Source organism: Neolewinella persica DSM 23188 (genome assembly GCF_000373105.1).
Lineage (GTDB): Bacteria > Bacteroidota > Bacteroidia > Chitinophagales > Saprospiraceae > Neolewinella > Neolewinella persica.
On record NZ_KB890413.1, the window covers coordinates 260,684 to 287,302 of the forward strand.

20 protein-coding genes are annotated in these 26,619 nt (G+C 52.3%); 9 read left to right on the forward strand and 11 right to left on the reverse strand.

Annotation, left to right across the window (positions count from 1 at the left end):
• Window positions 1-78 precede the first annotated feature (78 nt).
• Together B036_RS0101110 and B036_RS0101115 are read left to right on the forward strand one after the other, a co-directional pair.
• Window positions 79-795, forward strand: a complete 717-nt coding sequence (locus B036_RS0101110; RefSeq protein WP_020566842.1) for an OmpA family protein — start codon at window positions 79-81, stop codon at window positions 793-795.
• Between the two features lie 66 nt (window positions 796-861).
• Window positions 862-1,242, forward strand: a complete 381-nt coding sequence (locus B036_RS0101115) for a VOC family protein (RefSeq protein WP_020566843.1) — start codon at window positions 862-864, stop codon at window positions 1,240-1,242.
• An 8-nt stretch (window positions 1,243-1,250) separates the two neighbouring features.
• Here the strand turns inward: B036_RS0101115 and gatA are convergent, their stop codons facing one another.
• The 4 genes from gatA to trkA all read right to left on the reverse strand — a co-directional run bounded on the left by gatA (window position 1,251) and on the right by trkA (window position 6,775).
• Window positions 1,251-2,660: an Asp-tRNA(Asn)/Glu-tRNA(Gln) amidotransferase subunit GatA gene (gatA, locus tag B036_RS0101120; RefSeq protein WP_020566844.1), complete on the reverse strand. Its 1,410-nt coding sequence runs from the start codon at window positions 2,658-2,660 to the stop codon at window positions 1,251-1,253.
• 216 nt (window positions 2,661-2,876) lie between these two features.
• A complete protein-coding gene (locus tag B036_RS0101125; RefSeq protein WP_020566845.1) occupies window positions 2,877-3,818 on the reverse strand; it encodes an N-acetylornithine carbamoyltransferase in 942 nt (313 codons plus the stop codon).
• 73 nt (window positions 3,819-3,891) lie between these two features.
• Window positions 3,892-5,340, reverse strand: coding sequence for a TrkH family potassium uptake protein (locus B036_RS0101130; RefSeq protein WP_026231560.1), 1,449 nt, complete (start codon window positions 5,338-5,340; stop codon window positions 3,892-3,894).
• A 94-nt stretch (window positions 5,341-5,434) separates the two neighbouring features.
• Entirely contained in the window at window positions 5,435-6,775 is a 1,341-nt protein-coding gene (trkA, locus tag B036_RS0101135; RefSeq protein ID WP_020566847.1) for a Trk system potassium transporter TrkA, read from the reverse strand.
• Window positions 6,776-7,142: 367 nt separating this feature from the next.
• Here trkA and B036_RS0101140 point away from each other — a divergent pair, with 367 nt between their 5' ends.
• Together B036_RS0101140 and B036_RS0101145 are read left to right on the forward strand one after the other, a co-directional pair.
• Window positions 7,143-8,360: an HD domain-containing protein gene (locus B036_RS0101140; RefSeq protein ID WP_020566848.1), complete on the forward strand. Its 1,218-nt coding sequence runs from the start codon at window positions 7,143-7,145 to the stop codon at window positions 8,358-8,360.
• A 277-nt stretch (window positions 8,361-8,637) separates the two neighbouring features.
• A complete protein-coding gene (locus B036_RS0101145; protein ID WP_020566849.1) occupies window positions 8,638-9,279 on the forward strand; it encodes a hypothetical protein in 642 nt (213 codons plus the stop codon).
• 170 nt (window positions 9,280-9,449) lie between these two features.
• Here the strand turns inward: B036_RS0101145 and B036_RS0101150 are convergent, their stop codons facing one another.
• On the reverse strand, window positions 9,450-9,818 hold the full coding sequence (locus tag B036_RS0101150; RefSeq protein ID WP_020566850.1) for a DUF2237 family protein: 369 nt from the start codon (window positions 9,816-9,818) through the stop codon (window positions 9,450-9,452).
• A 279-nt stretch (window positions 9,819-10,097) separates the two neighbouring features.
• Between B036_RS0101150 and B036_RS0101155 the strand changes: the two genes are divergently transcribed.
• The 5 genes from B036_RS0101155 (at window position 10,098) to B036_RS0101175 (ending at window position 15,852) form a co-directional block, all read left to right on the forward strand.
• Window positions 10,098-10,508 (forward strand): VOC family protein, encoded by a 411-nt coding sequence (locus tag B036_RS0101155; protein WP_020566851.1) that lies wholly within the window; start codon window positions 10,098-10,100, stop codon window positions 10,506-10,508.
• Between the two features lie 80 nt (window positions 10,509-10,588).
• The gene (locus B036_RS0101160; protein ID WP_020566852.1) at window positions 10,589-10,972 is read left to right on the forward strand and encodes a ribosome-binding factor A; all 384 of its coding nucleotides are present in this window, start codon (window positions 10,589-10,591) and stop codon (window positions 10,970-10,972) included.
• Window positions 10,973-11,170: 198 nt separating this feature from the next.
• The gene (locus tag B036_RS27585; protein WP_020566853.1) at window positions 11,171-11,953 is read left to right on the forward strand and encodes a rhomboid family intramembrane serine protease; all 783 of its coding nucleotides are present in this window, start codon (window positions 11,171-11,173) and stop codon (window positions 11,951-11,953) included.
• Window positions 11,954-12,266: 313 nt separating this feature from the next.
• Window positions 12,267-14,942, forward strand: coding sequence for a cytochrome c biogenesis protein CcdA (locus tag B036_RS27590; protein ID WP_020566854.1), 2,676 nt, complete (start codon window positions 12,267-12,269; stop codon window positions 14,940-14,942).
• Between the two features lie 256 nt (window positions 14,943-15,198).
• Entirely contained in the window at window positions 15,199-15,852 is a 654-nt protein-coding gene (locus tag B036_RS0101175; RefSeq protein WP_020566855.1) for a hypothetical protein, read from the forward strand.
• Window positions 15,853-16,053: 201 nt separating this feature from the next.
• On the opposite strand, the gene B036_RS0101180 is transcribed toward B036_RS0101175, so the two are convergent.
• The 6 genes from B036_RS0101180 to B036_RS0101210 form a co-directional block, all read right to left on the reverse strand.
• Complete coding sequence (locus B036_RS0101180) at window positions 16,054-20,196, reverse strand: tetratricopeptide repeat protein (RefSeq protein ID WP_020566856.1); 4,143 nt, start codon at window positions 20,194-20,196, stop codon at window positions 16,054-16,056.
• Between the two features lie 318 nt (window positions 20,197-20,514).
• Window positions 20,515-21,318 carry a hypothetical protein gene (locus B036_RS0101190; RefSeq protein WP_020566857.1) on the reverse strand — a complete coding sequence of 268 codons (804 nt, stop codon included), beginning with the start codon at window positions 21,316-21,318 and terminating at the stop codon, window positions 20,515-20,517.
• Between the two features lie 116 nt (window positions 21,319-21,434).
• Entirely contained in the window at window positions 21,435-22,439 is a 1,005-nt protein-coding gene (locus B036_RS0101195; protein ID WP_020566858.1) for a beta-ketoacyl-ACP synthase III, read from the reverse strand.
• A gap of 95 nt (window positions 22,440-22,534) precedes the next feature.
• On the reverse strand, window positions 22,535-24,109 hold the full coding sequence (locus B036_RS0101200) for a sodium:solute symporter (protein ID WP_020566859.1): 1,575 nt from the start codon (window positions 24,107-24,109) through the stop codon (window positions 22,535-22,537).
• Between the two features lie 105 nt (window positions 24,110-24,214).
• A complete protein-coding gene (locus B036_RS0101205) occupies window positions 24,215-24,529 on the reverse strand; it encodes a thioredoxin family protein (protein WP_026231563.1) in 315 nt (104 codons plus the stop codon).
• Between the two features lie 43 nt (window positions 24,530-24,572).
• Complete coding sequence (locus tag B036_RS0101210) at window positions 24,573-26,612, reverse strand: tetratricopeptide repeat protein (protein WP_020566861.1); 2,040 nt, start codon at window positions 26,610-26,612, stop codon at window positions 24,573-24,575.
• Window positions 26,613-26,619 lie beyond the last annotated feature (7 nt).

Below are 26,619 nucleotides of genomic sequence, written 5' to 3' on the forward strand. Positions count from 1 at the left end.
AGGTTAATTTCCGAACTTTCTATTTGTCGCTGCGCTATAGCAGTAACGGAGTTTACCCCGTGAAAAATTTAACCAACAATGAAACTAAGCATAAATAGTATTTTTTGTCTCTTCCTAGCGCTAATTCTAACCCTGGGCTTAGGCTGTAATGCCAGTAGGTCTGCTAAAGGTGCAGTCATCGGCGGTGCTGCCGGAGGTGTAGTTGGCGGTGCCATCGGCAAAAAAGGAGGCGATGGAACTAAAGGGGCCGTGATCGGCGGCGTACTCGGTGGTACTGCAGGTGCCATCATCGGCAAATACATGGACAAACAGGCCAAGGAACTTGAAGAAGAAGTGCCGGGTGCTAAAGTTGAAAAAGTCGAATCCGTTGACCCCGAAACTGGCGAAACCATTACGGAGAGTGTGACGGTCACCTTTGACGGCGGTGTACTCTTTGAATTCGGCAAGGCCAGTCTGACTGCTGCCAGCCGGGCCGAGCTAGATCGTATGGCCGCTGTATTCATTCGGTATCCGGATACCGACATCCTCATTGACGGACATACGGACAGCGTAGGCAGCGAAGCGACTAACCAGGCATTGAGCGAAAAACGCGCTGCCTCAGTTGCGGACTACTTGGCCCAGGACGGCATTGCCCGCAGCCGGATGCGGACCACTGGTTACGGTAAGACCCGCCCCATTGCGACCAACGAAACGGATACTGGCCGCGCGAAAAACCGGCGCGTGGAACTATCCATCAAAGCCAACGAAAACCTTTCGAAAAAGGCTGCTGATGGTACATTGACCACGCCTGAATAAGTCCACCATCAGGGCTTATTTAAATAGCGGTTCCGGGGTTGACTCCGGAACCGCTATTTTTATGTCATGGAATCCCTAAAAACCACTTCTCACCTTCGAGCCTTCGTTCCCGCCAAGGACTTTGCCGTCTCCCGTGCCTTTTACCAGGACCTGGGGGCCAAAGAATTGTGGGCTTCTGACGACATGGTATTACTTCAACTAGGCGATAGCCAGTTTTACCTTCAGAATGCCTACGTTAAAGCCTGGGCGGAGAATACGATGCTTTTCCTGAACGTCCCTGACCTTGAACTTTGTTGGCAGGAGTTACAAGCGCTGGACCTGGTCAATCGCTATTCCGGTATCCGCTGGAAGCAGCCAACGGACTACGACTGGGGATTACGGGAGATCCACCTGATTGATCCCGCAGGGGTTTTGTGGCATTTTGCCCACGCTATAAATAAGGAGTAACGGTATTGTTAAAGCCCTCTGACAAAGCTCAACAACTTCCCCTCCTCCCAGTGGTCCGCCATCAATTGGTAGCCTACCGGTAATCCTCCTTCCGCCTTCAAAGGGACGGCGATTGCCGGCAAACCGGCCAAATTGGCCAATACGGTGTAAATATCTGCCAGGTAGTTGGCGACTGGGTCGTCCGTTTGTTCCCCGATGGGCCAGGGGAGGCTGGGGCTTACGGGCATCAGGATAAAGTCGTGCGCATCAAGAATGCCCTGCAGCTGATCCCGGATGAGGCGGCGTACTTTCTGGGCCTTGCCGTAATAAGCATCGTAGTATCCACTGCTGAGGACAAATGTCCCCAAAAGGATGCGCCGCTGTACCTCAGTACCGAAGCCTTCGGTCCGGCTCTTGGTGTAGGTTTCAACGAGGTCTGTGGCTTCGCTGCTACGGTGGCCGTAACGCATCCCATCGAACCGACTGAGGTTAGAGCTGGCTTCGGCGGTGGTGAGTACGTAGTAAGCCGGCACCACGTAGTCGAAGAAAGAGAAGGTAACGGGTACCAGGCGGTGGCCGGCGGCACGGAACCGTTCCAGCGTGGCTTGCATTGCATTGCGGATTTCCGGTGCAAGAGACTCACTCTCCATCAAATCTGCGAAATAGGCGATGCTTTGCGGGCCTGTTTCTACTGCCTGCTTGCTGTAGGTGGCCACTATTTTATTGGGAGCAGTGGCGTCATAGGCGTCTGCTCCGGCGCTGATCTCGAGGGCTAAAGCAATGTCGTCCGCATTGTTTGCCAGATAGCCGATCTGATCAAAGCTTGACCCGTAGGCGATTACTCCGTGGCGGCTAATGCGCCCATAGGTAGGTTTGAACCCGTAAATGCCACAAAACGATGCTGGCTGACGAACAGACCCCCCCGTGCTGGAGCCCATAGCGATAAGGCAGGTAGCGGCCTGAACCGACACTGCTGCGCCACCGGAGCTTCCTCCCGGCACCCGGGTCACATCAGCGGCATTCCGGGTGGGCCCGTAAAAACTATTTTCGTTGCCAGAGCCCATGGCGAACTCATCGCAGTTGGTCCGGCCGATCACGATTACGCCTTCGTCCAGTAATCGCTGCAAAGCCGTAGCGGTGTACGGAGAGACAAATTCTTCCAATATCCTGGAGCCAGCGCTCACACCGTGGCCGGCGTAGCAAATAACGTCCTTGATGCTGAGGACAACCCCTGCTAATTTACCCATTTTTGCACCCTGCGTCCGCGCCTCATCCTGCCTGATAGCTTCCCGAATTGCTTCTTCGGCATATACCTCAACGTAGATGTTCAGGTGCGCCTGCTCAGCAATAGCGTCGAGATAATTACGGACAATCGCCACTGTAGTGGTAGAGCCATCGGCCAGTGCGGCCTGAACGGATTGGATGGAAGTGTGAACCATGGGGTGAAGGTATGGCAGGCTTTGCCATAAGCGGGAAAACCCTGACCTGATTTTGGCAGGTATTCCGAATTCTTAGCGCTGACAAGCCATTTTTGCTGGATTGAGTAGCTGTGTTGCGATCCCGTAAAATCACTCACGTGCTATTAGATGTTTTTTTTGCACTTAGCCAGAAAACGTGTCAGCCATTCGCTCCTGCCTGCCGGCGGCCTCAGTCGCTCACCCCAGATCCATGCTAGACAACACCGCCTGCGCTGCCCAGGTACGGTTGTTAGCCTGATCCAACACCAGCGAGCGGGGGCTGTCAATTACTCCATCGGACACTACTACGTTGCGCCGAACGGGTAAGCAGTGCATAAAGTAGGCGTTGTTTGTCAGGGTCATTTTTGCCTCATCGATGATCCAGCCCGGGAGGTCTGCCGTAGCGCCGTAATCAGTATACGAAGACCAGTTTTTGGCGTAGATGAAGTCGGCACCACGAAAAGCAGTAGCCTGATCATGCACAACCGTAGCTCCAGCGGTAAACTCGGGAGCCAAATCGAAGCCCTCAGGGTTACAAATGGTAAGATCCACCTTACCCCAGGCGATCATCCACTCCGCAAAGCTATTGGCCACCGCTTGCGGCAAACGGCGCGGGTGCGGTGCCCAGGTCAGGACGACCTTGGGGCGAGGACGATTACTTTTTTCAGAAATGGTCAGGCAATCTGCCAAACTCTGCAACGGATGGCGGGTAGCACTTTCCAAACTGACCACCGGTACCGTAGCATATTTCACAAATGCTTTCATCACCTTATCGGCGTAGTCGCCCGCCTTATCCGTCAGGGAAGGAAAAGACCGTACGCAGAGAATATCACAGTACTGGCTCAGTACTCCGGCTGCTTCGCGGACGTGTTCCGCCGTATCCAGGTTCATCACTGCTCCTTCTTCAAACTCGATGTTCCACCCTCCGGAAGCATCATAGGTGATTACTTCAAATCCCAAATTAATGCCTGCTTTTTCAGTACTGATACGGGTTCGCAGGCTGGGGTTGAAGAATAGATTGATGATGGTCTTACCGTAACCGACGTCCTCCATATCCAATGGCTTTCGTTTATGCCGTTGGGCACGGTCGACGAGTTCTTCGATGGAGGGGGCGTCTTGAGCGGATAGGAATTGGCGCATTGTGTGGAGTGTTGGTGCTATTGGAGCTATTGGTCTGTTGGTGCTGTTGGTGAGCAAATTCTATTCGAATTCATTAATTCAGTCGCCAAAAGTAAGGGGTAAACAGGACCAGCACGGTAAATATTTCCAAGCGACCCACAATCATGACGAAGCTCAGGAAAAGTTTTACGTGAGCGGGTAGCCAGGCGAAGTTGTCGACCGGGCCAACCCCGCCGATGCCTGGGCCGACGTTGCCGAGACTGGTGGCCATGGCGCCGATGGCCGTCATAAAGTCCAGTCCCATAGTTGCGAGGATAATGGAACCGAAAACGAATACCAGCAAATAAAGCAGAAGGAAGTTGAAGATATGCGTGATGATTCGTCCGGGGACTACCTGATCGTTTATCCGCAGGGGAACGATGGCGGAAGGGTGAATGATCCGCTTAAATTCGAGGTAGCTGTTTTTAAAAAACACCAGGTGGCGGATCAGTTTGATCCCGCCTGAGGTAGATCCTGCACAAGCCCCTATTGAGAGTAAGACAAAGAAAACCAGGGTCAGATTGGTGCCCCAGCTGGTATAGTCTGCCGATACAAATCCGGTGGTGGTAATGAGGCTTACAATTTGGAATAGGCTGTCGCGGAAAGACTGCTCCAGATCATTAGCCCCCGTGGCATAATACACCTGTATGGTGCAGAAAAGTGCCAACAACACGATCAGGCCGATGTAGGCTTTCAGTTCGTCGCTTTGCCATACCTCGGTCCATCTGCGCTTAAAACTCAGGTAGAGCACCGTATAATTTACGCCGGCAAAAAACATGAACAGAATGAGCAGGTACTGTACCGCAGGGCTGAAGGCGGCGGCGCTGGCGTTTCGGGTGCTGAAGCCTCCGGTGGCCATGGTTGTTAGGGCATGGTTGATGGCTTCGTAGGGAGCGAGACCGAAGACCACCAATAGGAAACCAAGTAAGATCGTTAGCCCGACGTAGAGAAACCACAGCCGTTTGGCCGTTTCACTAATGCGGGGGTGGAGTTTGTCGGAGGTCGGGCCAGGTGCCTCAGCTGCGAACAACTCAATACCGCCAATACCCAACAATGGGAAGATGGCTACCGTGAGGACGATGATGCCCATCCCGCCAATCCACTGCGTCAGGCTGCGCCAGTAGAGCAATCCCCGCGGCTGCGCCTCAATGTCGGTTAAGACCGAAGCGCCGGTGGTCGTCATGCCAGAGACCGTCTCAAACAGGGCATCGGGCACCGACGGGATCATCCCGCTGTACAGATAGGGCAGCATTCCAGACAGCACCATCGCCAGCCAGCTCAGGGCCACGATGAGGTAACCCTCCCGTTTCCGGATGGGAATGCCTTTTGGATTCCTGACCAGGAACAAGCTTCCGCCGATCACGATGCTAGTCAGGCCGGAAAGGATTAGTGGCCGCCAGTCTTCATCATACCAGATGCTGAAGGGTACACCGGTCCACATCAATACGCCGACGATGCAGAGAAGGATACCGATGACGCGGGCTATGGGGCGGAAGTTGATCACTTGGTTGGTGCTGTTGGTCTATTGGTACTGTTGGTCATATTGGCGCTATTGGTACATGCCAATAGACCAATAGCGCCAATATGACCAAATAAGTTTATCGAAAAAGTTCCTCCAGTCGCTTGATTGCCTTTGGGAGGGCAAATACGATCACTTTGTCCTCCAACTGCAACTGGGTGTCGCCCCGGGGAATGAGGGTCTGATCGCCCCGGATGACGCCGCCAATGAGGGCGGTATCCGGAAAGTGGAGGTCTTTGATTTTTCGCTTCGTCAGCTGGTTACTTTTCGTGATCACGTACTCGATCACTTCTGCATCTACCCCATGCAAACTGGTTATAGCCTGAACGGTTCCTTTACGGATGTAGCGAAAGATATTATTCGCTGCCAGTAGCTTCTTATTGATCAGAGTATCCACGCCGATGTTTTGGCTGATGTGGATGTACTCTTTGTTCTCGACCTGGGCGATGGTCTTGTACACGCCGTGGTTGCGGGCGGTAAGGCAGGAGATGATGTTGGTCTCGCTGTTGCCGGTCAGGGCAATGAAGGCATCCATTTTATCAAGCCCTTCCTCCTTCAGCAGCTCAATATTTGTATAATCCCCTTTGATGACCAGAACATTATTTAGCTGCTCATTTATTTCCTGACAACGCCGTTTGTTCTTTTCAATGATGGTAACACTGTAGTTATCCTGCATCAGGCGGGCCGTGGAAATGGCAAGGTCCGTCCCACCCAAAATCATGGCATTTTTGACCTTCCGTTGTTTTTTGCCAACAAACTCTTCCACCAGCGCTAGTTTCTCCGGCTTGGTGATGAAGTAAATGTGGTCGTTGCGCTGCAACTGGGTGAAGCCTCGGGGAATGAGTGTTTTGTGGCCCCGCAGAATGGCGATCGGGTGCAGGTCTGCTTTTGTTTCCAGTTGAGAGATGTCGCTAAGGCGGACGCCGACCAGGGGGGAGTCGTCATCGAGTGTGATGCCGAGCAGGGAGAGCTTACCGTCTTCGAATTCGAAGATGTCAGTAAAAGAGCACTGCTTGATCAGCCGGACGATTTCCTCGGAAGCCAGTTGTCGGGGGCTGATGATCTGATCAATACCCAGCGAGCAAATAGTCCCCATGTGCTCGTCGCACATGTACTCCTCATTATCGACCCGGGCAATGACGCTACGGCAGCCCAGTTTTTTACTGAAGATGGCTGCCATCATGTTCGTCTTTTCGGAGGTCGTGACGGCCAACATAAGATCAGCGTTGCTAACGCGGGCCCTCTGCAAAGTGGCGATGCTGGTGGCATCTCCTTTTACGGTTAGTACGTCCAGGTGGGAACCGGCATATTCCAATACTTCCTGATCGGTATCGATCAGCACGATGTTCTGGTTCTCGATGGCCAGCAACTCCGCTAAATGAAAGCCGACGTCGCCAGCTCCGGCAATGACTATATTCATACGATGGTGTCTTGTTTGCTAAGACGACGCAAAGGTCGGTAATGTTTAGGGAATAGTTGGCCTGCGGCCTGGTAGTGAGGAGTGGGTAGTTAGTAGTACTGCCGCTTTTGCCAGTTCGCTCCGCTCGTCAGGGGCTATGAAAGAAGTGAGCAAGCTCTTGCGGTAGCACTACCTTCCACCCACTACCAGCTAATAAGGCGGGGCCGCAGGTGCAGGGGAAGGCTTTTTTAAGGAGCAGGCATTTTGTTCCCCGGTACTTGTGCCGGAACGTAGCCTACCGGCACAAGTACCGGGGAACGAAACAACCTTAAAGCGCCTAACTCCGTATCTTGCCCCACCTCGAATCATCATAACCCGCTGCATCCCCATGGAAAAAACCCACAAAATCCTCAACGACCCAGTCTACGGTTTCGTCAGTATTCCGTACGGGATCTTGTTTGATTTGGTGGAGCATCCCTATTTCCAGCGCCTGCGCAGCATCAAGCAGGTCAGCCTGACGCACTACGTGTACCCCGGGGCCTTGCACACCCGGTTCCACCATGCTCTTGGGGCACTGCACCTGATGGGCCAGGCGGTGGCCAGCCTGAAAAGTAAAGGCGTAAAAATCAACAAACGGGAAGCCGAGGCTGTCCACATTGCCATCCTGCTACACGACATCGGTCACGGCCCTTTCTCCCACACCCTGGAGCATACCCTGATCGAAGCCCACCACGAAGAGCTCTCAGTTCATTTCATGGAGCGTCTGAATGACGAATTTGGCGGTAAGTTGGAGTTGGCCATCAAGATCTTCCGGGGCAAATACAAGAAACACTTTCTGCACCAGCTCGTCACCGGCCAGCTGGATATGGACCGGATGGATTACCTCAACCGCGACAGCTACTTCACCGGCGTAAGCGAAGGAGTGATCGGCTACGACCGGATCATCAAGATGCTGAACGTGGCCGATGATCGCCTGGTGGTAGAGCAAAAAGGCATTTACTCCGTAGAGCGCTTCCTCACCAGCCGGCGGATAATGTACTGGCAGGTATACCTCCACAAAACGGTGGTGGCCGCCGAGCAAATGCTCATCCTCGTGCTGCAACGTGCCCGCGACCTGAGCCGGTCCGGCACCGAAGTGTGGGCACCACCCAGCCTCGAGTTTTTTCTGAAAAACCGGATCACCAGCGCAGACTTCCAGGTTCGCCGTAATCAGTTGCTCGACTGCTTCGCCGCCCTCGACGACACCGACATCACCTCCGCCGTCAAAGCCTGGCAGCAACACCCCGACCAACTGCTCGCCTACCTCAGTTACGGCCTCATCAACCGCCGGCTCTTCCGACTTGAATTCTCCAACGAGCCCTTCTCCGATGGTTATCTGGCCAGCATCCGCCAGTCGCTGGCCAAGCACCGAGACCTGCCCAGAGGTGCCGAGGCTTTCCTCATCAGCGGCGAGGAAAGCAACAGTGCTTATACCCTTAATAAAGAGGAGATCATGGTATTGACCAAGTCCGGAGACGTCGTCCCCATGTCCAAAATCAGCGATTTTGGCATCGAACCACGGACGTTTCGGAAGTATTTTGTTTGTTACCCTAAGGAGGTGGGGTGAGGGAGAGAATAATTAAAGGAGTGAATGGCTACCGCAAGTACCGTTCGCGACGCTGCGCTTGCTCACCTGGGCGAACAAGCGCAGCGCAGGGAGTGGAAACGGCGGGAGCTGTTCTCTTATTCACTCATTTCACTTTGCCAATAGGATCCTCCGCATTCCCCTTTCCTCAATGCCTGAATGTCCTGAATGGTTATTCCAAATGAAACATCTCCTTAGTGCCTTAATGTCTTAGTGGTTATCCTTCTCCATTTCTACCTTTGCGAAAAATAAGCAAGCCATGCTAGCCACCAAAGTCCTTGCCTCCGGCATTACCCATCTGACCGACGCTCGTTATTTCGCAGCCTGGGAGGTGGATTACCTCGCCTTCCCCATCGGTGAGGGCGTTGCCGAAGGCATCAGTTGGGATTACCTCAACGCCCTGCGCGAATGGGTGGAAGGGCCCACCATCGTAGCCGAACTTGGCCAGGTTGAAGATGGTGCCGCTACCGCGCAGCTGCTCCAACAACAGAACATTGGCACAGCCTTAATAACGTCCGCTGCACCTGCGGCCGCGCCCGAAAAATTGACCGAAGCGGGCATCGATGTCATCAGCCACGTCCCCGTTTCCGGCCACCAAAGCAGCGAAGACGTAGCGGAAGGCATCGCTAACCACCCTGAAGCGGCATTGGTTATTCTCGACTTTGAACAAGGCGGCATCACCTGGAATGACCTGGTGTCTGGCCACCCCTTCGGTCTGCCCGATCTTGACGCGCTCTTGCGCAGTCGCCCCTGTTTGTTGCAAATAAGCCTTGACGGAAACGACCCCATAGCGTTGAAGGACGCTCATCCCGTCTTCGGTTTTGCCGTTCGTGGCAGCAGCGAGGAAAAGGTGGGCTATAAGAGTTTTGACGACCTGGACGACTTGTTTGAGGGGTTGTAGGTTTTTGGTTAGTAGTCTGTAGTGGTTTGTGCTGCCGCAGGACGTAACTCGCTGCGCCCGGCTGCTACGCAGCTTTGTTTTCACAGAGGTTGCGCAGAGGGAGGCACGGAATACGCACAGAGGGGCCGAACGAACGAAGTGAGCATTCTCCCTTGCGGTAAAACTACCTGTTATTCACTACCCACTAATTTAGCTTCCAGTAAGCACTCAAAATCGATGTACTCCAATGCCTTCTGGTGCGTCGCCTCCAGCTTCACCGGCACAACTATGCCTGCATCCCAGGCCTCCTTCCAGCGCAGGGCGCACAGGCACCAACCATCGCCCGGGCGCAGGCCGGGAAATTGGTACTCGGGACGGGGGGTGGACAGGTCATTCCCACGGCTGCGGCTAAATGTCAGGAACTCCTCCGTCACAATGGCACAGACTACGTGGCGGCCGGTATCCGTTGGGCCGGTATTGCACACGCCGTCGCGGTAAAAACCGGTCATCGGATCGGTGCAGCAAGAGATTAGCGGGGTACCTAGTACGTTCTTTTCCATTGGTCGTTTATCTGGGAACAGGATTCTGTAATCAGTGTTTAGTAATCAGGTTACAGGTATCAGGGTTCAGGCTCGGAATTCAGGAGCAAGGGTTCAGGGCTTAAAAGCTATCCGTTCTGGATAATGAGCACTTAAACCTGAATGCTGAATCCTTCAACCTGATGCTTCAAGACTCATTGGGCGCGGACGCAGGTGCAGGGGTAAGGGACAACAGGAGCAAGGTAGAAAAGGTCTCTTCAAATTCATAACTTGTCTCCACCTAACCTTAAAACCATCATCATGAAACAAACCCTCGCCCGAATCGCCCTGGTTGTAGACAATTACGACGACGCCATTGATTTTTACGTCCGGAAGTTAAAGTTTGAGCTGGTGGAAGACACCTACCAGCCCGAACAGGATAAAAGATGGGTCGTCGTCCGCCCGCCCGGATCCGATAACGGCGCGGCGCTGTTGCTGGCAGAAGGCCGGGGCGAAAAACAACGCGATTTCATCGGCAATCAGGCTGGCGGCCGGGTTTTTCTTTTTCTGTTCACCGATGATTTTGAGCGGGACTACGCCAACCTGCTGGCCCATGAAATTGAGATCATCCGACCGCCAAATGACTTCCCCTACGGCCGCGTCGTCGTCTTTGCCGACCTGTATGGCAACCTGTGGGACTTGGTCGAGCCCAGTGAGACAGCGATACTTTAGCTGGCCCCGTTCGCCGAGTTCCGGTTGTGCCTGCGCAACTCCCCCACCCTCCAAGACGTTATTTGACATAAATCCCCAACATGGAATCCAAAAGACAACGGCAGGTAGCCGAAATGATAAAGCGTAATTTTAGCATCGTCCTGCAGCAGGAAGGTTCTTATATCTACGGCGCCCAGCCATTAGTTACCGTCACGGAGGTGCACCCTACCCCTGATCTTAGCCAATGCAAAATCTACGTCAGTATTTGGAATACCGACGATAAGCAGGCAGTCCTCATGCAGATGAATCAAGACCATCAGCGATTAAAGGCCGCCCTGGCGTACCGCGTTCGACGGCACATCCGCCGCATCCCCGACATTTCTTTTTTCATCGACGAAACGCTCGACGAAATGACCCGCGTAGAGACGATGTTTGACCGGCTGTACGAGGATAAACAGATGCCTGATAGTGAGGAAGAGGGGTAGTGTTCAGGAGTCAGTATTCAGGAATCAGCGGTCAGTATTCAGTACTTAGGTTTCAGCCGTCAGTATTCAGGTGCCGGGGTTCAGTACCCGACATTTGTTTATTTTTAGAACTGTTCCATTCTTGGTTGCTGAATACTACAACCTAAGTCCTGATGTCTGCATCCTGAGAACTGATTATTAAAAACTGAATCCTATAAAATGCTCCGCAAACGCAACCTCATCAACGTAATCAAATGGCCGCTCGTCTTTCTGGGGTTGATGTGGGCCGTGTTTATTGTCGACACCTACCTCACCGGTAGTTCGCTAACTTATTGGTACGCCCTGCGGCCGAACGAGATCGTGGGGCTGAAGGGGATTCTCTTCTTTCCTTTCCTCCATGGCAGCTGGGGGCATTTGCTGAGTAATTCGCTGCCGTTTCTGTCGCTCAGCGGAATGCTGATCTTCTTTTACCCGCGCCTCTGGCCGCGGATACTAACGAGCTTATGGCTTGGCTCCGGTGCCTTACTCTGGGCACTGGGCGGTCCGCTCAATACCCTGATCGACCTCAACACCGCCCCCGAAGCGCACATCGGAGCTAGTGGACTGGTCTACGCCCTGGCCTCCTTCCTGGCCTTCAGTGGCATCTTCCGGCGGGACTTCCGGGCGATCGTGGTAGCGCTGATCGTATTGTTCTATTATGGTGGTATGGCCGCAGGTATATTACCCGGGCAAGAGGGCATCAGCTGGGAAGGCCACCTGATGGGTGGCGTGATGGGCGCCTTGGCTGGCTGGATGTTTCGGGGCCAGCTGGAAGACCATGAGATTGAAAAACGCAACAAGGATCTTGCCCGGCGCACCCCTCGACAGAAGGAGCACTTTCTGGAGCCCGATGCTTTCACCAAAACAAAAAAGGAACGTGCCGAAGAAGCCGAACAGCTCAAGCAACAAGCGTTTTGGGAACGGCTGCAGAAGCTTAAGGAGGAGGATAAGTTGCGGCGGTAGGGCACCAGATGGCGACAACTATAGCTGCGGCTTTGACCGGATAGCCCAAAAGAAATTTGCCCAATCCATTTTTAATACTACGTTTGTAGTACAAAGTTATTTCTCAGCAAAACTAAGCCACTCCGTTCATCGTTTAATTCCCGAATCGGAGGCAACCCTATCCTCTTTTAACTCGTAGGGTTTTAGTAAGCAGGATCTGCTTAAGCTGGCAAGGCCCGACAGCCTCCGCCGTTGTCAGCAAAACCTTCTTACCAAGGCAGGAACTCCTGCAAATCCGCCGTATTTTTGCGCCCCGTCGGCAAATTCATTTCCCATGTTACGATCACTTTTCACTTTTCTGCTTCTCACCCTTACCCTTGGCCTCACTGCTCAGTTTAGTAACCCCATTCGTTGGGATTTCAGTTACAAGCAAGTGGAGGGCAATGAGTTTGACCTGATCGCGACCTCAAGGGCCGAGGACGGTTTTTCGATCTATAGCCAGTACACGCCAGAAGGTGGCCCGATACCCACCAGTTTTGTCTGGGAGCCAGGGGACCACTACGAGCTGGTAGGTAAAGGCAAAGAGGAGGGACACAAGAAATCCGGCATGGACGATATGTTCGGGGTGGAAGTAATCAAGTTTCTTGACGACAAGCCGGTGGTATGGACCCAACGGGTAAAAGTCAAAGACTTCAGCAAACCCATCGAAGGGTCAGTTGAATGGATGTGCTGCGACGATGAACAGTGCCTTCCGCCAACGGATGAAGTTTTCAGCTACGTGTTGCCGGCTGCCGGTCCGCCCAAAGGGGCAGTTACCCCCGGCCCCGCCAGCTCAGTAACCCAGCCACCGCCAACAACGCCCTCTCTGCAGGCTACCAGCACTGCTTCGACCTCCCCTGCTCCTGCCACCCCTACTTCTGCACCTGCGCCCGCGCCCAAAAAAAATGGCACTCCCGCAGCTCCTGCTCAGCCAGAACTCAGGGTTTCTTCCAACAACAACCCCGTGGCCACCTACCGGGCAGAAGGCACCCCGGCCAACGAAAACGATCCGGTCAGCTGGGTTTTCACCGTTGATCAACTCAATGAAACGGACTATAAAGTCAGCATGACCGGCACCCTTTCTAAAGGGTGGACGATCTACAGCAAAGACGGAGACCCTACTATCGGTTTCATCCCGACTACCTTCCTGCTTGAGCCAAATGATGCCATTACCCTCCTGGGCGAATCGACCGAGGAGAGCGCTACACTGAAGCACAAATACGATAAGGCCTGGGACGCCGAGGTCGATAAAATCGATGGCGGAACCGTGGTCTACAGCCAGGTCGTCCGCATAAACGGACAGCCGGAAATTAAGGGCTACGTAGAGTACCAGACCTGCGACGAGGAAATGTGCTTCCCTCCGAAAGAAGTGCCCTTCGCCCTCAACCTCAGCGCTGACCCCGTTGCCGCCTCCATCGACGGAATTACCGGTGAAATGGGAAAAGGTCTCACAAACACCCCCGTTGTAACCACCAATGAACTAGGTATTTCCGCCAATTTCATCCCCGAGCCCGTAGGCACGTGCAGCGAAGGCGCCAGCACTACCCAGGGCAAAAGTCTCTGGGCCATCTTCGGCCTTGGCCTTCTGGGCGGCCTCTTCGCCATGTTGATGCCCTGCATCTTTCCGATGATCCCGCTCACCGTCAGCTTTTTCACTAAGAGCGGCGGCACCCGGGGTGAAGGCATTCGTAAGGCTGGCCTCTACGGTTTTTTCATTTTCATGATCTACGTACTGCTCAGTGCGCCGTTTCACCTCCTGGAAGGACTGGACCCCAGTATTCTGAATACTATTGCCAGCAACGTTTACCTCAACATCGTTTTCTTCCTTGTCTTCATGTTCTTCGCCGGCAGCTTCTTCGGTTTCTACGAACTAACGCTGCCTGAAAGCTGGAGCAACCGCGCCAGCAGAGCCGAAGGCTCTGGTGGTATTGTCGGTATTTTCTTCATGGCGCTCACCCTCGCGCTGGTCAGCTTCAGCTGTACCGGCCCGATTCTTGGCAGCCTGCTGGTTGAAACCCTCAGCGGCGGTGCCTGGCCCCTTACGGCGGGCATGGCCGGCTTCGGCGTGGCGTTGGGTCTTCCCTTCGCACTTTTTGCCGCCTTCCCCGGCTTCCTGCAAAGCATGCCCAAAAGTGGCGGCTGGCTAAACAGCGTTAAAGTAGTACTTGGCTTTGTTGAAGTTGCCCTCGCCTTCAAATTCCTCAGTACGGCCGACCTGGTCGGTGAATGGGACCTTCTCCGCATTGAGCCCTTCCTCCTGGTATGGATTCTCTGCGCCATCGGCATTGCAGCCTACTTATTTGGCTTCATCAGCTTCCCCCTCGACAGTAAAAAACGCAAAAGAAGTCCCATTGGTGTAGTAATTGCGGTAGCCGCCGTGGTCTTCACCGGCTACCTCGCAATGGGCCTCACAGCAGACGGTGACACCGGCACCTACCGTGGCCGTAACGTCCTCAGCGGTATTGCTCCGCCCGTATGCTACAACTACTTTCTGCCCTGTGATGAGAACCTGAACATTACGCCGTTCAAGAGCCTCGAAGAAGGCCTTGCATACGCCCGTAAGGTCAACAAGCCCGTGATGCTGGATTTCACCGGTTATTCCTGCGTCAACTGCCGCAAAATGGAAGAACACGTCTGGACCGTCGATAATGTAAAACGCTACCTGACCGACGAGTATGTCATCGTTAGCCTCTACGTGGATGACCGGACGGAACTCCCCAAGGCTCAACAGCGCGAAGTAGACCGGATGGACGGCACCGGCCGGACCCGCCTGATCGACAATGTTGGCAAAAAGTGGCAGTACCTGCAGCAAACCATCTACGCCAAGTCTTCTCAACCTTACTATGTGCTTGTTAGCCCCGATGGCACTACCCTCAACCCCCCAGTGGCCTATACCCCGGATGCGGAGACTTATGAAAATTTCCTGGCTTGTGGGTTGAGTACTTTCCGGGCGCTTAGCGCGAGTAAGTAGCCTTGTGGTCTTGTGGTCTTGTGGTCTTGTAATGTGCGTCCTATGCTCGCTATCGCTCGTGGGGGCAATCGCCCCGAGCGATAGCGAGATGCCCTTTGCGGTAGCACTACAAGACCACCGAACTACAAGACCACTAGACCAATAAGGCGCGGCCGCAGGATGCAAAAATCAGCTTTTAACGAGCAATGTACAGTATTCACCCAACCTCCCGATGATAAATGTGTATTAGCTTTAGTGTTTCAAAACCCATACCACCATGCAAAAATTCACGCTCCTCTTTTCTCTTGCCTTATTACTTGTCCTCTCCAGCTGTTCGAAGAAGACAACCTCCGCTGCAACCTCGCCTGATGGCGGACGTGACTGGGCCAGCCTTGCCGCAACCTACAAGAAAAACCCCGACGCGCTGCGCCAGCTCGTAGAAGATTGTGAAACAACGGAGGCCCAACTTGCCACCACCCGACAGCAACTCAACGAGTATCGGACCCAGAGTGGTGCTAATAGCCAGGACATTACCGCCCTGCGTGCCAACCTCACCAATGCTCAGATGGAGAACGACCAGCTGCGCCAGCAGGTCGCTGATGCTAATGCCCGTGCTGCGGCCGCGGCAACCAATGACCGTCTCGACACCGATCAGCAAACCGTTGTGGCGGGTGTCATCTTCCAGGTTCAGCTTGGGGCTTACGCCAAGAATACGGTAAACCCGGACCTGTCCACCGGCAACGCGCTGGAACTACAGGAACAGGACGGGGTGCAAAAAGTCGTCGTCAGCCAGTTCCGTACTTACGCTAATGCTGCACAGTTACGCGATCGCCTCAAAACGATGGGTGTGAACGGGGCCTTCGTAGTTGCTAAAAACAACGGTGTCCGGATTCCAGTGCCGGAGGCACTGCGGATAACGGGACAGGGTTAAAAGGCCTGCGGCCTTTTTAGTAGACAGTAAGCAGAGGGTAGTAAGTAGTGCTCCCGCAGGAGGCTGCTCACTTCGTTTGTAGGAACCTTAATTATAACCGGAACTTACGAGCGTAGCTAGCAGTCACCTGCGGTAACACTACCCTTTCCCTACCAAGGGCAAAGCCCGTCTACCAAGAAAAAGAGCGCAGCTAGTTTTCGTCTACTCTTCCCGTAAGATCGAGAGGTAATAGTTGTACACAAACTTTGGCGTTTCGGTGTAGAGCGCCTCATAATGTTCCAGGGCTGTTTTCCGCGCATCGTCGTCAATTCCCCCACTTATCCGGAAGCGGGTAAGGCTGGCTTCGGCACGCTTTTCCGCACTGAGGTCGCTTTCGGCCTGGACTTCCTCTACCTGCCGGAGGGCCTCTTCCGTATTGGCGGGATCGTAGGCAGCGAGCGCCAATGCATGAAGTAAGCGAACGCCGGTCAACAGTTCCGGATTACCGAGCTCTTCGGCAACAGCTAATGCTTCCGTCTCAATTGTGCGCAAGGCTTCCAATTGGCCATCGGCCAATAGTACCCGCCCTTTCTCCTCGAGGCTGGACCCCAGCACCAGCCGGTTATTTGTGCTACGGGCAATTTCTATTGCCTGATCATAATACATCAGGGAAATATCGTGCTGGCCCTGGAGGTAATAGATATCTCCCAGGGTATTAACCGCTTTAGCCACGCCTTTACGATAGCCAAGTTCCCGGCTGATGCTTAGGCTACGATCCAGGTGTTGAATTGCTATGGTAAATTCTCCCATTACACTGTTCAGGTCACCGACCAACCCTTCTACAACCGCAATTCCTTGCCGGTCCCCCAACTCCTGACAAATTACCAGGTCTTTGGTAAAGTGCTCAATGGCTGCTTCATAATCCCCCTCACGTTCAAAGACGCTACCGAGGCTCCCAAGCCCAATGGCTTGCAGGCGTTTGTTCCCCAATTCTTTTGCAAACTCCAAGCCTGCGTAATGGTGTTCTTTCGATTTCTCGTAATCTCCGCTTTCGAAGTAAATGATTCCCAGATTAGTATGCAATGAGGCAAGGCCCATTTTGTCCTGATTTTCCTGATGCCGGGGAATTTGCTCTTTCACTACACTAATTGCCTCAGAATAATTCCCCAGGTTCATATAGGTTAGTCCGAGGTGGCTGATCGTCTCTGCTGCGCTTGAGGTTCCCGCTTCGCTAAAGCCGTTATTCAGTGATTTTCGGTAATAGGTCAGTGCATCCTGATAGTGGGCAGTCCGGAAATAAAGATTGCCCATGTTGCTGTGGGTCCTTGCAATACCGAAGATGTCGTCTACTGATTCAAATAGTCCGGCTGCAATCCGCAAAAAATCCATGGCCTTTTCATAATCGCCCTTAAGGGTATGTAAGCGTCCGAGGTGGTTATTAGTCCGTCCCAGCAAAACGATGTCCCGGCTGGATTTAGCAATTCGTTGTGCCTGCTCATAGGCAACCTGTGCTTCATCCCATCTGCCGACAATTTCTAATACTTTGGCCCGGTTGATGTGGGTATTTACCGTAACCTCCTGATCAGGCTGATTGACAAATTTCTCAATAAGCCGTTCGTATAGATCCAGTGCTTGTTGGTTTTGGAAATTGGAGCGGGCATAATTTGCGGCTTTGCTCAGGTATTGTACCGTTTGCTCTTTCTCTCCGGCTTGTTCGTAGTGAAAGGCCAGGTCGACGTAGCGCTCTTCGATGTTCTCATCGTAAAGTTTTTCGATGGCGTGAGCAATTTGCCGGTGCAGTTGCTGCAACCTGGTGGTTAGTTGCATACTGTATACCGCCTCCCGCAAAAGGCTGTGCCGGAAAATGTAGCGCAATTCATTCATGGCGCTCCATATCTGCCCCTTTTCAGCTACTTCGATCTGTTCGCGTAGCATGGTCATTGCCTCTTCGGTCGTGGCCAGGCCACTGTCCTCCCGGATAACCTCAGAAAGAACGGGAATGTCAAATTCCCGGCCAATTACTGCGGCAGCTTTTACTGTTTCGCGCACCATGTCAGAAAGCCGGTCGATCCGTGAAGTAAGGATGGAGGTTATGCTGGTGGAGAGTTTAATACTTTCATCACTTAGGTTTAGTACGCCGTCCTCATCCTCCACCAATAATTCATTTTCTCTGAAGTACTCCAGAACCTGCTCCAGGTAGAAGGGATTGCTGTTTGTGGCCCGAAGCAAGGTGGTCAGGCAATCGTCTCCGATGGCTGACCCCAGGGTGATTTCTGCCATTTTTCGCACAGCGGATTCGTCAAGTGCCGAAATTTCAACCGAAAGTGTTTTCAGCTCAATCTTCTCCCGTTCCTCTTCGGAGATTAGCCGTGAATAAGTGCCATCATCCTCCGCCCGCGAAGTAGCGATGATGAGCAAGGGTAGATTATTGGTTTTACGAACTAATTCCCGAACAACAGTTACGCTGTCATCGTCAATCCAATGGATGTCCTCCAGCTCTAATATTGTGGGCTGAATCATTGCTTCGGCAACCAGCAGGTTCACTACAGCAGCGATGGTATTCAGGTACCTTCCCTGAGCGTCTAATTGCGTCCAGAGTGAGCGAGGTGGAGCAATACCCAGTTGAGCTGCCAGAATGGAGTCCGTCCTTTCCAGTTCCGTGATTACTTCCGCAGCATCCTCCCTGCCGGTCAGTCGCAGACCTTGTTTTATTTGACTTATTCTGAATTGAAACCGCCGCTGGTTTTGTGCAACACCCAGGTCAAGGCTCTGTCGGAACATCCGCTTCAGCAGGTAAGTAAAAGGGTTAAAGGGCTTGCGCAGAATCTGATCTGCGCTTGCCAGCAGCCAGTTTACGGGGGCTTGCTGATTTAGTTGTCGGTGAACCTCATGCGTAAGCCGGCTTTTGCCAATCCCAGCTTCCCCCAAAACATAGACAAGACCAGCGCTACGAGCATTAAAGAGTGGTTGCGCGAAATCGAGTAGTTGGTCAACCTCTTTTTCCCGACCAACCAATTCTCCCCCATAATTGGGTTTACCCAGGGTTTGCCTGCGCCCTAGCAGCATAAAAGTGGGCACCGATGCCAGAATTCCCTTGTAATGAATATCTCCTTTTAGTTGAAACCGAAAATGCGAAGCCTTTGCCAGTTCTTCATCCACCAGGATGTCGTGCCAGTCTGCTGAGCTCATAATACGTGCGGCAAGATTAACCCGGTTCCCCACACAAGCATATTGCACCCGTTCCTTACCGCCCACAAAGCCCGTAAAGGCAGTTCCGACCGTGAGGCCAATTCGATAGCGAAAATCCATTGAAGTTTCTTCCCGTAAAGCATCGAGTTCCGCCTTAACGGTCAGAGAGAACTCCAGTGCTCTGACGGCATTATTCTCGTAAGAAACCGGTGCGCCGAAAAACACTACCATCAAAGACCCCTTGTCTCCGTAATCCACCTCTTTAAAGTAGCCACCGAAATCATTGACCTGATTCAATACTACAGTGGCAAACTCATTTAACTCGTCATGGCTTCCTACCTCATCGAAAGATAAAAAAGCAGATACAACCGTACGGAACTCCCCGGTTTGATCATATCGTACCACCTCGGGAGGTAGAAAGGTTGTGGCGATCTCCGGATCAATTTCAGGTAGATTTAATGCAGGGTAATGCACATCATCCACCGCATTACTGATGTCTCCCACCACGCGGTAGGCTCCTTGCGCGATTTCCTCGGCTACAATGATCTGATCTTCGAGCAAGCTGTGCATAACTTCGTCGATCACAATATCCTGGTCGCTAGCCTGGGTTTGGCAGTAGGCTGCCCGGTCAATGGCTTTACCTCTGAAATAAAAAGCCCGCAAATCCTCACCGACGATGCCGTAACTGATCCCTCCGGCAGCTAAGCCTGCCTTGACACCAATGGTGTAGCCATCACCGAACTCGTTACCTCTTTTTTGAAATATCCTTCTGGTAAGCTCTGCGGTATGGAGCAAATGCATTGCATGCAACCGATCGAGTTTGCCCGGAAAAACCGCCGTAAAAGCATCGCCGGCAAAATAGGGGATGAAGCCCCCCCGCTGGTAAGCCAGGGAAACCAGCGGCTCAAAAATCTCATTCAGAATATGAGACAAACGCTCAGCCCCAATGGGGCCTTCCTTCATCAGAGACTCGGTTAGCGGCGTAAAGCCCGACAAATCGATATTTAGCGTAAACCCAACTATCTCACCGGAGAGTTCTCCGGCGAGCAAGCGTTGTTGAACAAAAGGAGGAATAAGTGGCTGCAAGTAAGAAAAGAATGGGTTATGGCTAAAGATACGTTCCCGCCTCCGGCAATCGCCAAAAAAACGACCGCCCGTAGAACTACGGGCGGTCATATGGGGAAGAATTTCGTCTCAGAATGGCCAGAAGATCAGTATCCGGCCAAAAGATATTCGCTTATTATATTGATCCGTCTGAAAAAATCGAAAAAAACTTCCAGTTTAAAAATTACGTGCACCGTCAAAAAGGGCAGAAGACAAGCTCAGTCCTCCTCCGATAGCGCAGGCAAATAAGAAAGCGTACAACAAAGTCATTGGTAAGTAGATTAAAAGTGATGAAAGCGGTGACTAAGTTGCTCATGGAATAGGGCATAAATAACCCCATTGCTTGGCAGAAAACCAAGTAATGGATAGAAAAAATCAATATTTTATGACTCATTGGGTTTTCAGCGTACCTGAAATGGGAGTTCCGTCCAAAGAAAGGTCTGCTATCAGCGTATTTCCGCCACCATCAATAGATGATGCCGGTTCAATCCTTCTACCATAAATTTGCAGTGAGCTGGTCTCTTTTTCAAGTAAAACGGGATGAAGCCCCAGTCGGTCTTTGCCTGAAATCACCAATACGGGGTCCTCATTCAGCTGACCGTTGAAGAACACGTGGTAGACATGTCCGGCAGAAATGCCATCACAGTGAGAAAGATCGAGCAAAACGACGTGCTGATTTAGAAGTCGGTGGAGAAGAACCACCCCGTTCTTCACAGCAACTTTCTGGGTAGTGATGTCCTGCCATTCAGGAATGCTCTTCAGGGCATGCTTTAATGCTAAGTGATGAGAAGTTTCATCCTGAGCATGCTCGGCCTTTTCAATGATTAAGTTCGAGTGGTTGTTCTCACTTATCCGAAAAAGAAACCCGCAAAGACAAAGTAACAACAAGCACAACACACCCAGGCCATAACGCCACTTCACCAGAGAATGGTTTCGGGCAGTCATCTGCATGATCATCTCATAATCCAGGTCATCAAAATCTTCCTGTTTACGAGGCTCGCGCCCGTCATCCGGAACCTGGAGCCCCTGGTCAACCACATAGCCGTCAAACTCACTTCTGAGTTTATCGAAGTCCTTTTTCACTTCAGGATCCTCCTCCAGCATCTTCTGGATCATCAGGGATTCCTTACGACTGGTCAGCCCCAGTACATATTGTTCTAAAAGTCCGCTCTTTTTCAGGTCATCACGGTTCATGCAATCATCTTATCGCACACCCGGAAAGGACTACCTTAGGGTGCTATGTCACACTAACGCAAAGCAACGCCTCGTGTTCAGAGATCTATGCAATAACAACCTGGTAAAAACTTCTTTTAGCCTTTTCCGTCGTAAGCCCATTTCAAGTAAAGAGCCCCCCAAGTAAACCCGCCACCGAAAGCCGTAAGAATAATATCGTCTCCCTTTTTCAGCTGAGATTCATAATCCCACAAGCACAGTGGAAGGGTCCCCGCCGTAGTATTTCCGTATTTGTGAATATTCACCATGACTTTTTCCAATGGGAAATCAGTCATCTTACTCACCGTTTGGATGATCCGAATATTGGCTTGATGGGGTACCAGCCAATCCAGCGAGTCCGAATCAAGGTTATTTCGTTTCATCACTTTTTTCACCACGTCGCTCATTCCGGTAACGGCAGCTTTAAAGACGGGTCGACCGTTCTGGCGCACAAAGTGCTCCCGGGCCATCACTGAATCAACGGTAGCCGGTTTTCGGGAACCTCCCGCTACTAAGTAGAGGTACTTCTCTCCACTTCCATCTCCATGGTGTTGATAATCGATGATGCCAATCCCTTCCTCCTCAGTTGGTTCCAGCAATACCGCTCCGGCACCATCCCCAAAGATCACACAGGTTGTACGGTCTGTGTAGTCAATAATGGAAGACATCTTATCTGCGCCAACTACGATGACCTTCTTGTGTGTCCCGCCTTCGATCATCTTTGCACCAACCGTAAGGGCATAAAGGAACCCACTACAGGCCGCGCTCAAATCAAAACCGAAAGCATTTGTCATCCCGGTATTATAAGTCGCAATATTCGCCGTATCAGGAAAGATGGAATCTCCCGTTACCGTAGCACAAATCACCAGGTCAATATCCAATGGGTCCGTATTAGTTTTCTCTAACAACCCCTTTAATGCCTCCGTTACCATGACGGAAGTTCCTTGCCCCTCCCCTTTCAGGATGTGGCGGGTTTTGATGCCGGTCCGGGAAGTGATCCACTCATCGTTGGTGTCAACAATGGTCGCCAGCTCGTCATTAGTAAGTACATAGTCAGGTACGTAGCCTTGAACACCGGTAATGGCTGCACGAATTTTGGACATATTTTGGATATTTTCGGTTAGGGCGCGCAAGATACATCAACAACTTTTGGCCTCACAACCGGGATTACAATGGAAATACCGACCGCTAAAAGCGCTTATTCTCCGGTCGCTGACCCATCATCGTTAGTTTCTTCGATCGATTGGAAGTCTCCAAAATCGCTGAGTGCCACCAGACCAAGGAAGGTAAGCAGGCCATTAAAGGCCAGAATAAGGAACCCAAACTCAAAGCCCAACATCAGTTCAGCGGAGTTAGCGTCGACCAGCATGGAGATGATCGGGGCAGCCAAACAAACGAGCAGTAATGCCGGTAGCTGAAAGTTTCCGATTTGCACCACTTCCCGTACCCGCAAACGGGTAAATAGTCCAAAAGCAAATAACCCAAGTAACGGGCCGTAAGTATAACCTGCCGCTTTAAACAAACTATTGATTACTGCCCGGTCACCAATGGTTTTAAAAGCAAGGATGACGAAGAACAGCAATACTGAAAAGCCAACGTGAACGTAAAGCCGCTTACGTTTATCCGCCGCTAATGCAACGTCATCTTTACCCCCGGGTACGGCTTCATTCATGCCCAGGAAATCAACGCAGAAGGAAGTCGTCAATGCCGTAAGCGCGCTATCAGCGCTCGAATATGCCGCAGCAATTAGCCCAAGAACAAATACCACCCCCGCGCCGGCAGGCAGGTGCCGAAGGGCGATACTCGGGTACAACTGGTCGGATGCTTCAGGGATGGCAAGCCCAACACTGGTAGCATAAATGTAAAGTAAGGCCCCCAGTGAGAGGAACAGAATGTTCGCAAAAATGAGCACGATGCTGAACGTAGCCATGTTTTTCTGGGCATCCCTCAAATTTGGCATGCTCAGATTCTTCTGCATCATATCCTGGTCTAGCCCGGTCATGACGATGGTAATCAGCGCTCCGCTAAAAAACTGTTTCCAGAAATTGTTGGGGTCCGTCCATCCGCCTTCGAAGTAAAACATCTGGCTATAATCGCTGTTACGAATCAACTCTACCATGCCTCCCAGGTCAGTTTCAAGCGCTTGACCGATAAAATAGACCGTTAGACCTGCAGCCAGGAGCATACAGATCGTCTGAAGGGTGTCAGTGTACACGATGGTTTTAATACCACCCTGAAAGGTATACAGCCAGATCAAGGCAATTGTGATCGCAACAGTAACGCCAAAAGGTACTCCCAGCGGACCAGTTACAAATTCCTGAAGTACAATTGCCACAAGGAAGAGGCGGAAAGAGGCTCCGATTACACGGGAGAGCAAAAAATAGAAGGCGCCAACCTTATAGGCATAGGGCCCTATCCGCCCTTTCAGGTACTCATAAATGCTGGTCAGGCCCAACCGATAGTACAGCGGCAAAAGAACCACTCCGATGAACAGATAGCCCAGCAAGTAGCCAAAAACCACCTGCATGTAGCTGAAAGCCTCGTTTGCCCCCCCCGCACCAACAGCGCCAGGCACACTGATAAAGGTGACGCCAGAGAGGCTGGCACCTACCATACCAAGCGCGACCAATGGCCAGGGCGATTTGCGCCCTGCCAGAAAGAACGACTCATTGTCGTTCCCCTTTCTGCTTGTCAGAAAAGAAATGAGTACCAACACCGCGAAATAAACGGCAATGATGCCAAGAATCGCGGTAGGACTTAGGGATGAATTCATAGTTGTCGGCCGCAATATAAGGTCATGCGGGGAATAGAGGGAAATAGTTCGGTATTCCTGCCTTTAGAAACGGCGAATCCTTCAGCAAAAGTCTGTACTAACGAATCAAGAGCGCAACTTTGCCAGCTCCGCCTTCAGCACACCAATACTCTGTACTCCGGCAGCACGAAACTTAATGTCCCCGTTTTGGAAAATGATGGTCGTGGGCATGGAGGACACCTTCAGTTTCTGGCAAATTTCCTGATTACGGTCCACATCAATTTTTATCAGACGTAGATCTTCTCCTTCATCTTTCTTCAATTGTTGGAGGATTGGGCTGTACGCATGACAAGGGCCACACCAAGTGGCAAAAAAATCGATCAGCACCGGAGTTTCACCGTTGATGAGATCACGAAAGGAGGTTGTTTGCTTGTTAGACATGATTTTTATTTTTAATAACCTCCGCACCCCCATTTCGGTTGCCTTACAGCCTGACCAGGCCATGGCGCTGCCCATCATCGTACCGCACAGCGAAGGCCGAAGGAAAACCGTTAGACTGCACAAAGGCCAGTGCCTTCTTTGCCGCTGCGGCATCCGTAAAATATCCGACAGTAATCCTCTGTAACTGTTTGCCAGGAATAGGTTCAGCCTGCAAATTACCAATGGCCCGAACCCTTTCGTACCTGCCGTCTTCTGCAACAAAGTCACGGGAGGCGCTGATCTGAATCCGATAAGCAACCGGTGCAACATTTTTTGGCGCGGACGCAGGTGCAGGGGGAGGACCAACAAGCCCCGGGTCAGGTCGGCTTCCGTTCCCCGCAGGCACGGTAGGTGGGGGTGGCAACTCTTGCTGGTTACCTCCACCTTGCACCTGCGGCCGCGCCCCCTGCCCCGTACTATTCTGGATAGCATTTCGCAACAGAAAAACGGGCTGGCCATAAAGAGAGGACCCGGCCTCGCTGGTCTCTACCTGATACTCCGCTCCCTGGTAACCTTCGCGCCGGATCACCACTTGGTAATTGCTTCCAGGCTGCAGGTTAAAATCATAAATGCCCGTCGGAAAAGTTCTTTTTTCTAATTCCGTGACCCGACCATCTGGCATCAATTCAAGTAAAGTCACCTCAGCGCCCCCCAGTTCCGACCCCGTCGTATTATCATACACCATCGCCTTAAGTCGTGCCCTCCCTGCCCGAAAGTTTAAGGTATAAATATCCGTTTCCGTTGTGTTAAACTTCACTTCGTCAAAGCTTCGGTTACTCGTCAGGTAGCCCCTCCCGGTACCCGCAGCAAGCGAGAGTCCATAATCATCGGCAGACGAATTTACCGGCCGCCCCAGGTTCTCCGGCCGCTGAAAATCGCCGAGGCCATCCACCGCCGACCGAAAGACGTCCAAACCGCCAAAACCCGGGTGGCCGTTACTGGCAAAATACAGCACGCCACTTTCCAGGTCGTAAAACGGCGTCACCTCATCGCTGACCGTATTGATTGTTCGGGAAAGTGGCCTTGCCACCGCAAAAGTTGTTGGATCTTCTGCCCGAATCTGCGTACTAACGTAAATGTCCATTCCACCCTTCCCCCCGGGGCGGTCACTGGCAAAATACAGGACGGCTAACCCATCAGAGCCGATAAATACGGAAGGAAAAGTATTGGTGGATCCCGGTTGGTTCACCTCCGCGTTCAAGCGCTCCGGCTGGCTCCAGATGCCGGAAGCATTCCGGGAACCACGGAATATTTCGCAGCGATTCGTCGCATCCTCACCCGTCAACCCACTACAAATGGTAAAGAAGAACACCTGCCCGTCTGCGCTGAAACTTCCCGTCCCGAACTCCCCTTCGGCAATAACGGGAAAGCCTGGCGGCACCGTCGCTTTCGTCCATTCTTTAGCCTGCAGCCGGCTTTGGTAAAGCCGGCTCTGCCCACCGGCAGTGCTCGTAAAAAACAGCTGATCGCCGGCAATCGCTACCGGCCCAAACTCATCGGCACTGGTATTTACGCCCCTACCTGGCCGATCGATGTCTACAGCTCCGGGCACCGACACATCCTCCTGTGCCAGGCGTAGCCCCATCAGTTCGTTGTTGACAATCTCTTTTACGATAGCTCGGTCAGCCCCATTGTAAGACTCTATAAACAGCCCCAACTGCCGGCGCGCCTGTTCGTACCGGCCATCCTGCTTCAATGCCCTGCCATACTGCAGGCCCAGCAAGGGCCAGCGTTGATCGTCCGCCTCCAGAAACTGGTAGGCATTAGCTGCTTTTTTGTAGTCCCGTACCCGATCAAACAACTCTGCCGCTTTAAACAGTATCTCTTTTTTGCGTGGCTTCTGGTCGTAAGCCTTCCGGTAGTTCTCCGCTGCCGCAAGGTAGTTTCCCGCTAAAGTCTCCACTTCCGCATTATGGATGAGTTTCTTGTAGGGCAATTCCGCCGAAGTAGTCGTTCGCGGCCCCCCACAGGCACTGAATACCAGTAGCAGACAAATGATACAATTAGCCCTGAGGCCGGGTAGGGTCGTCGGTTGGAAGGTCATGTGCAGA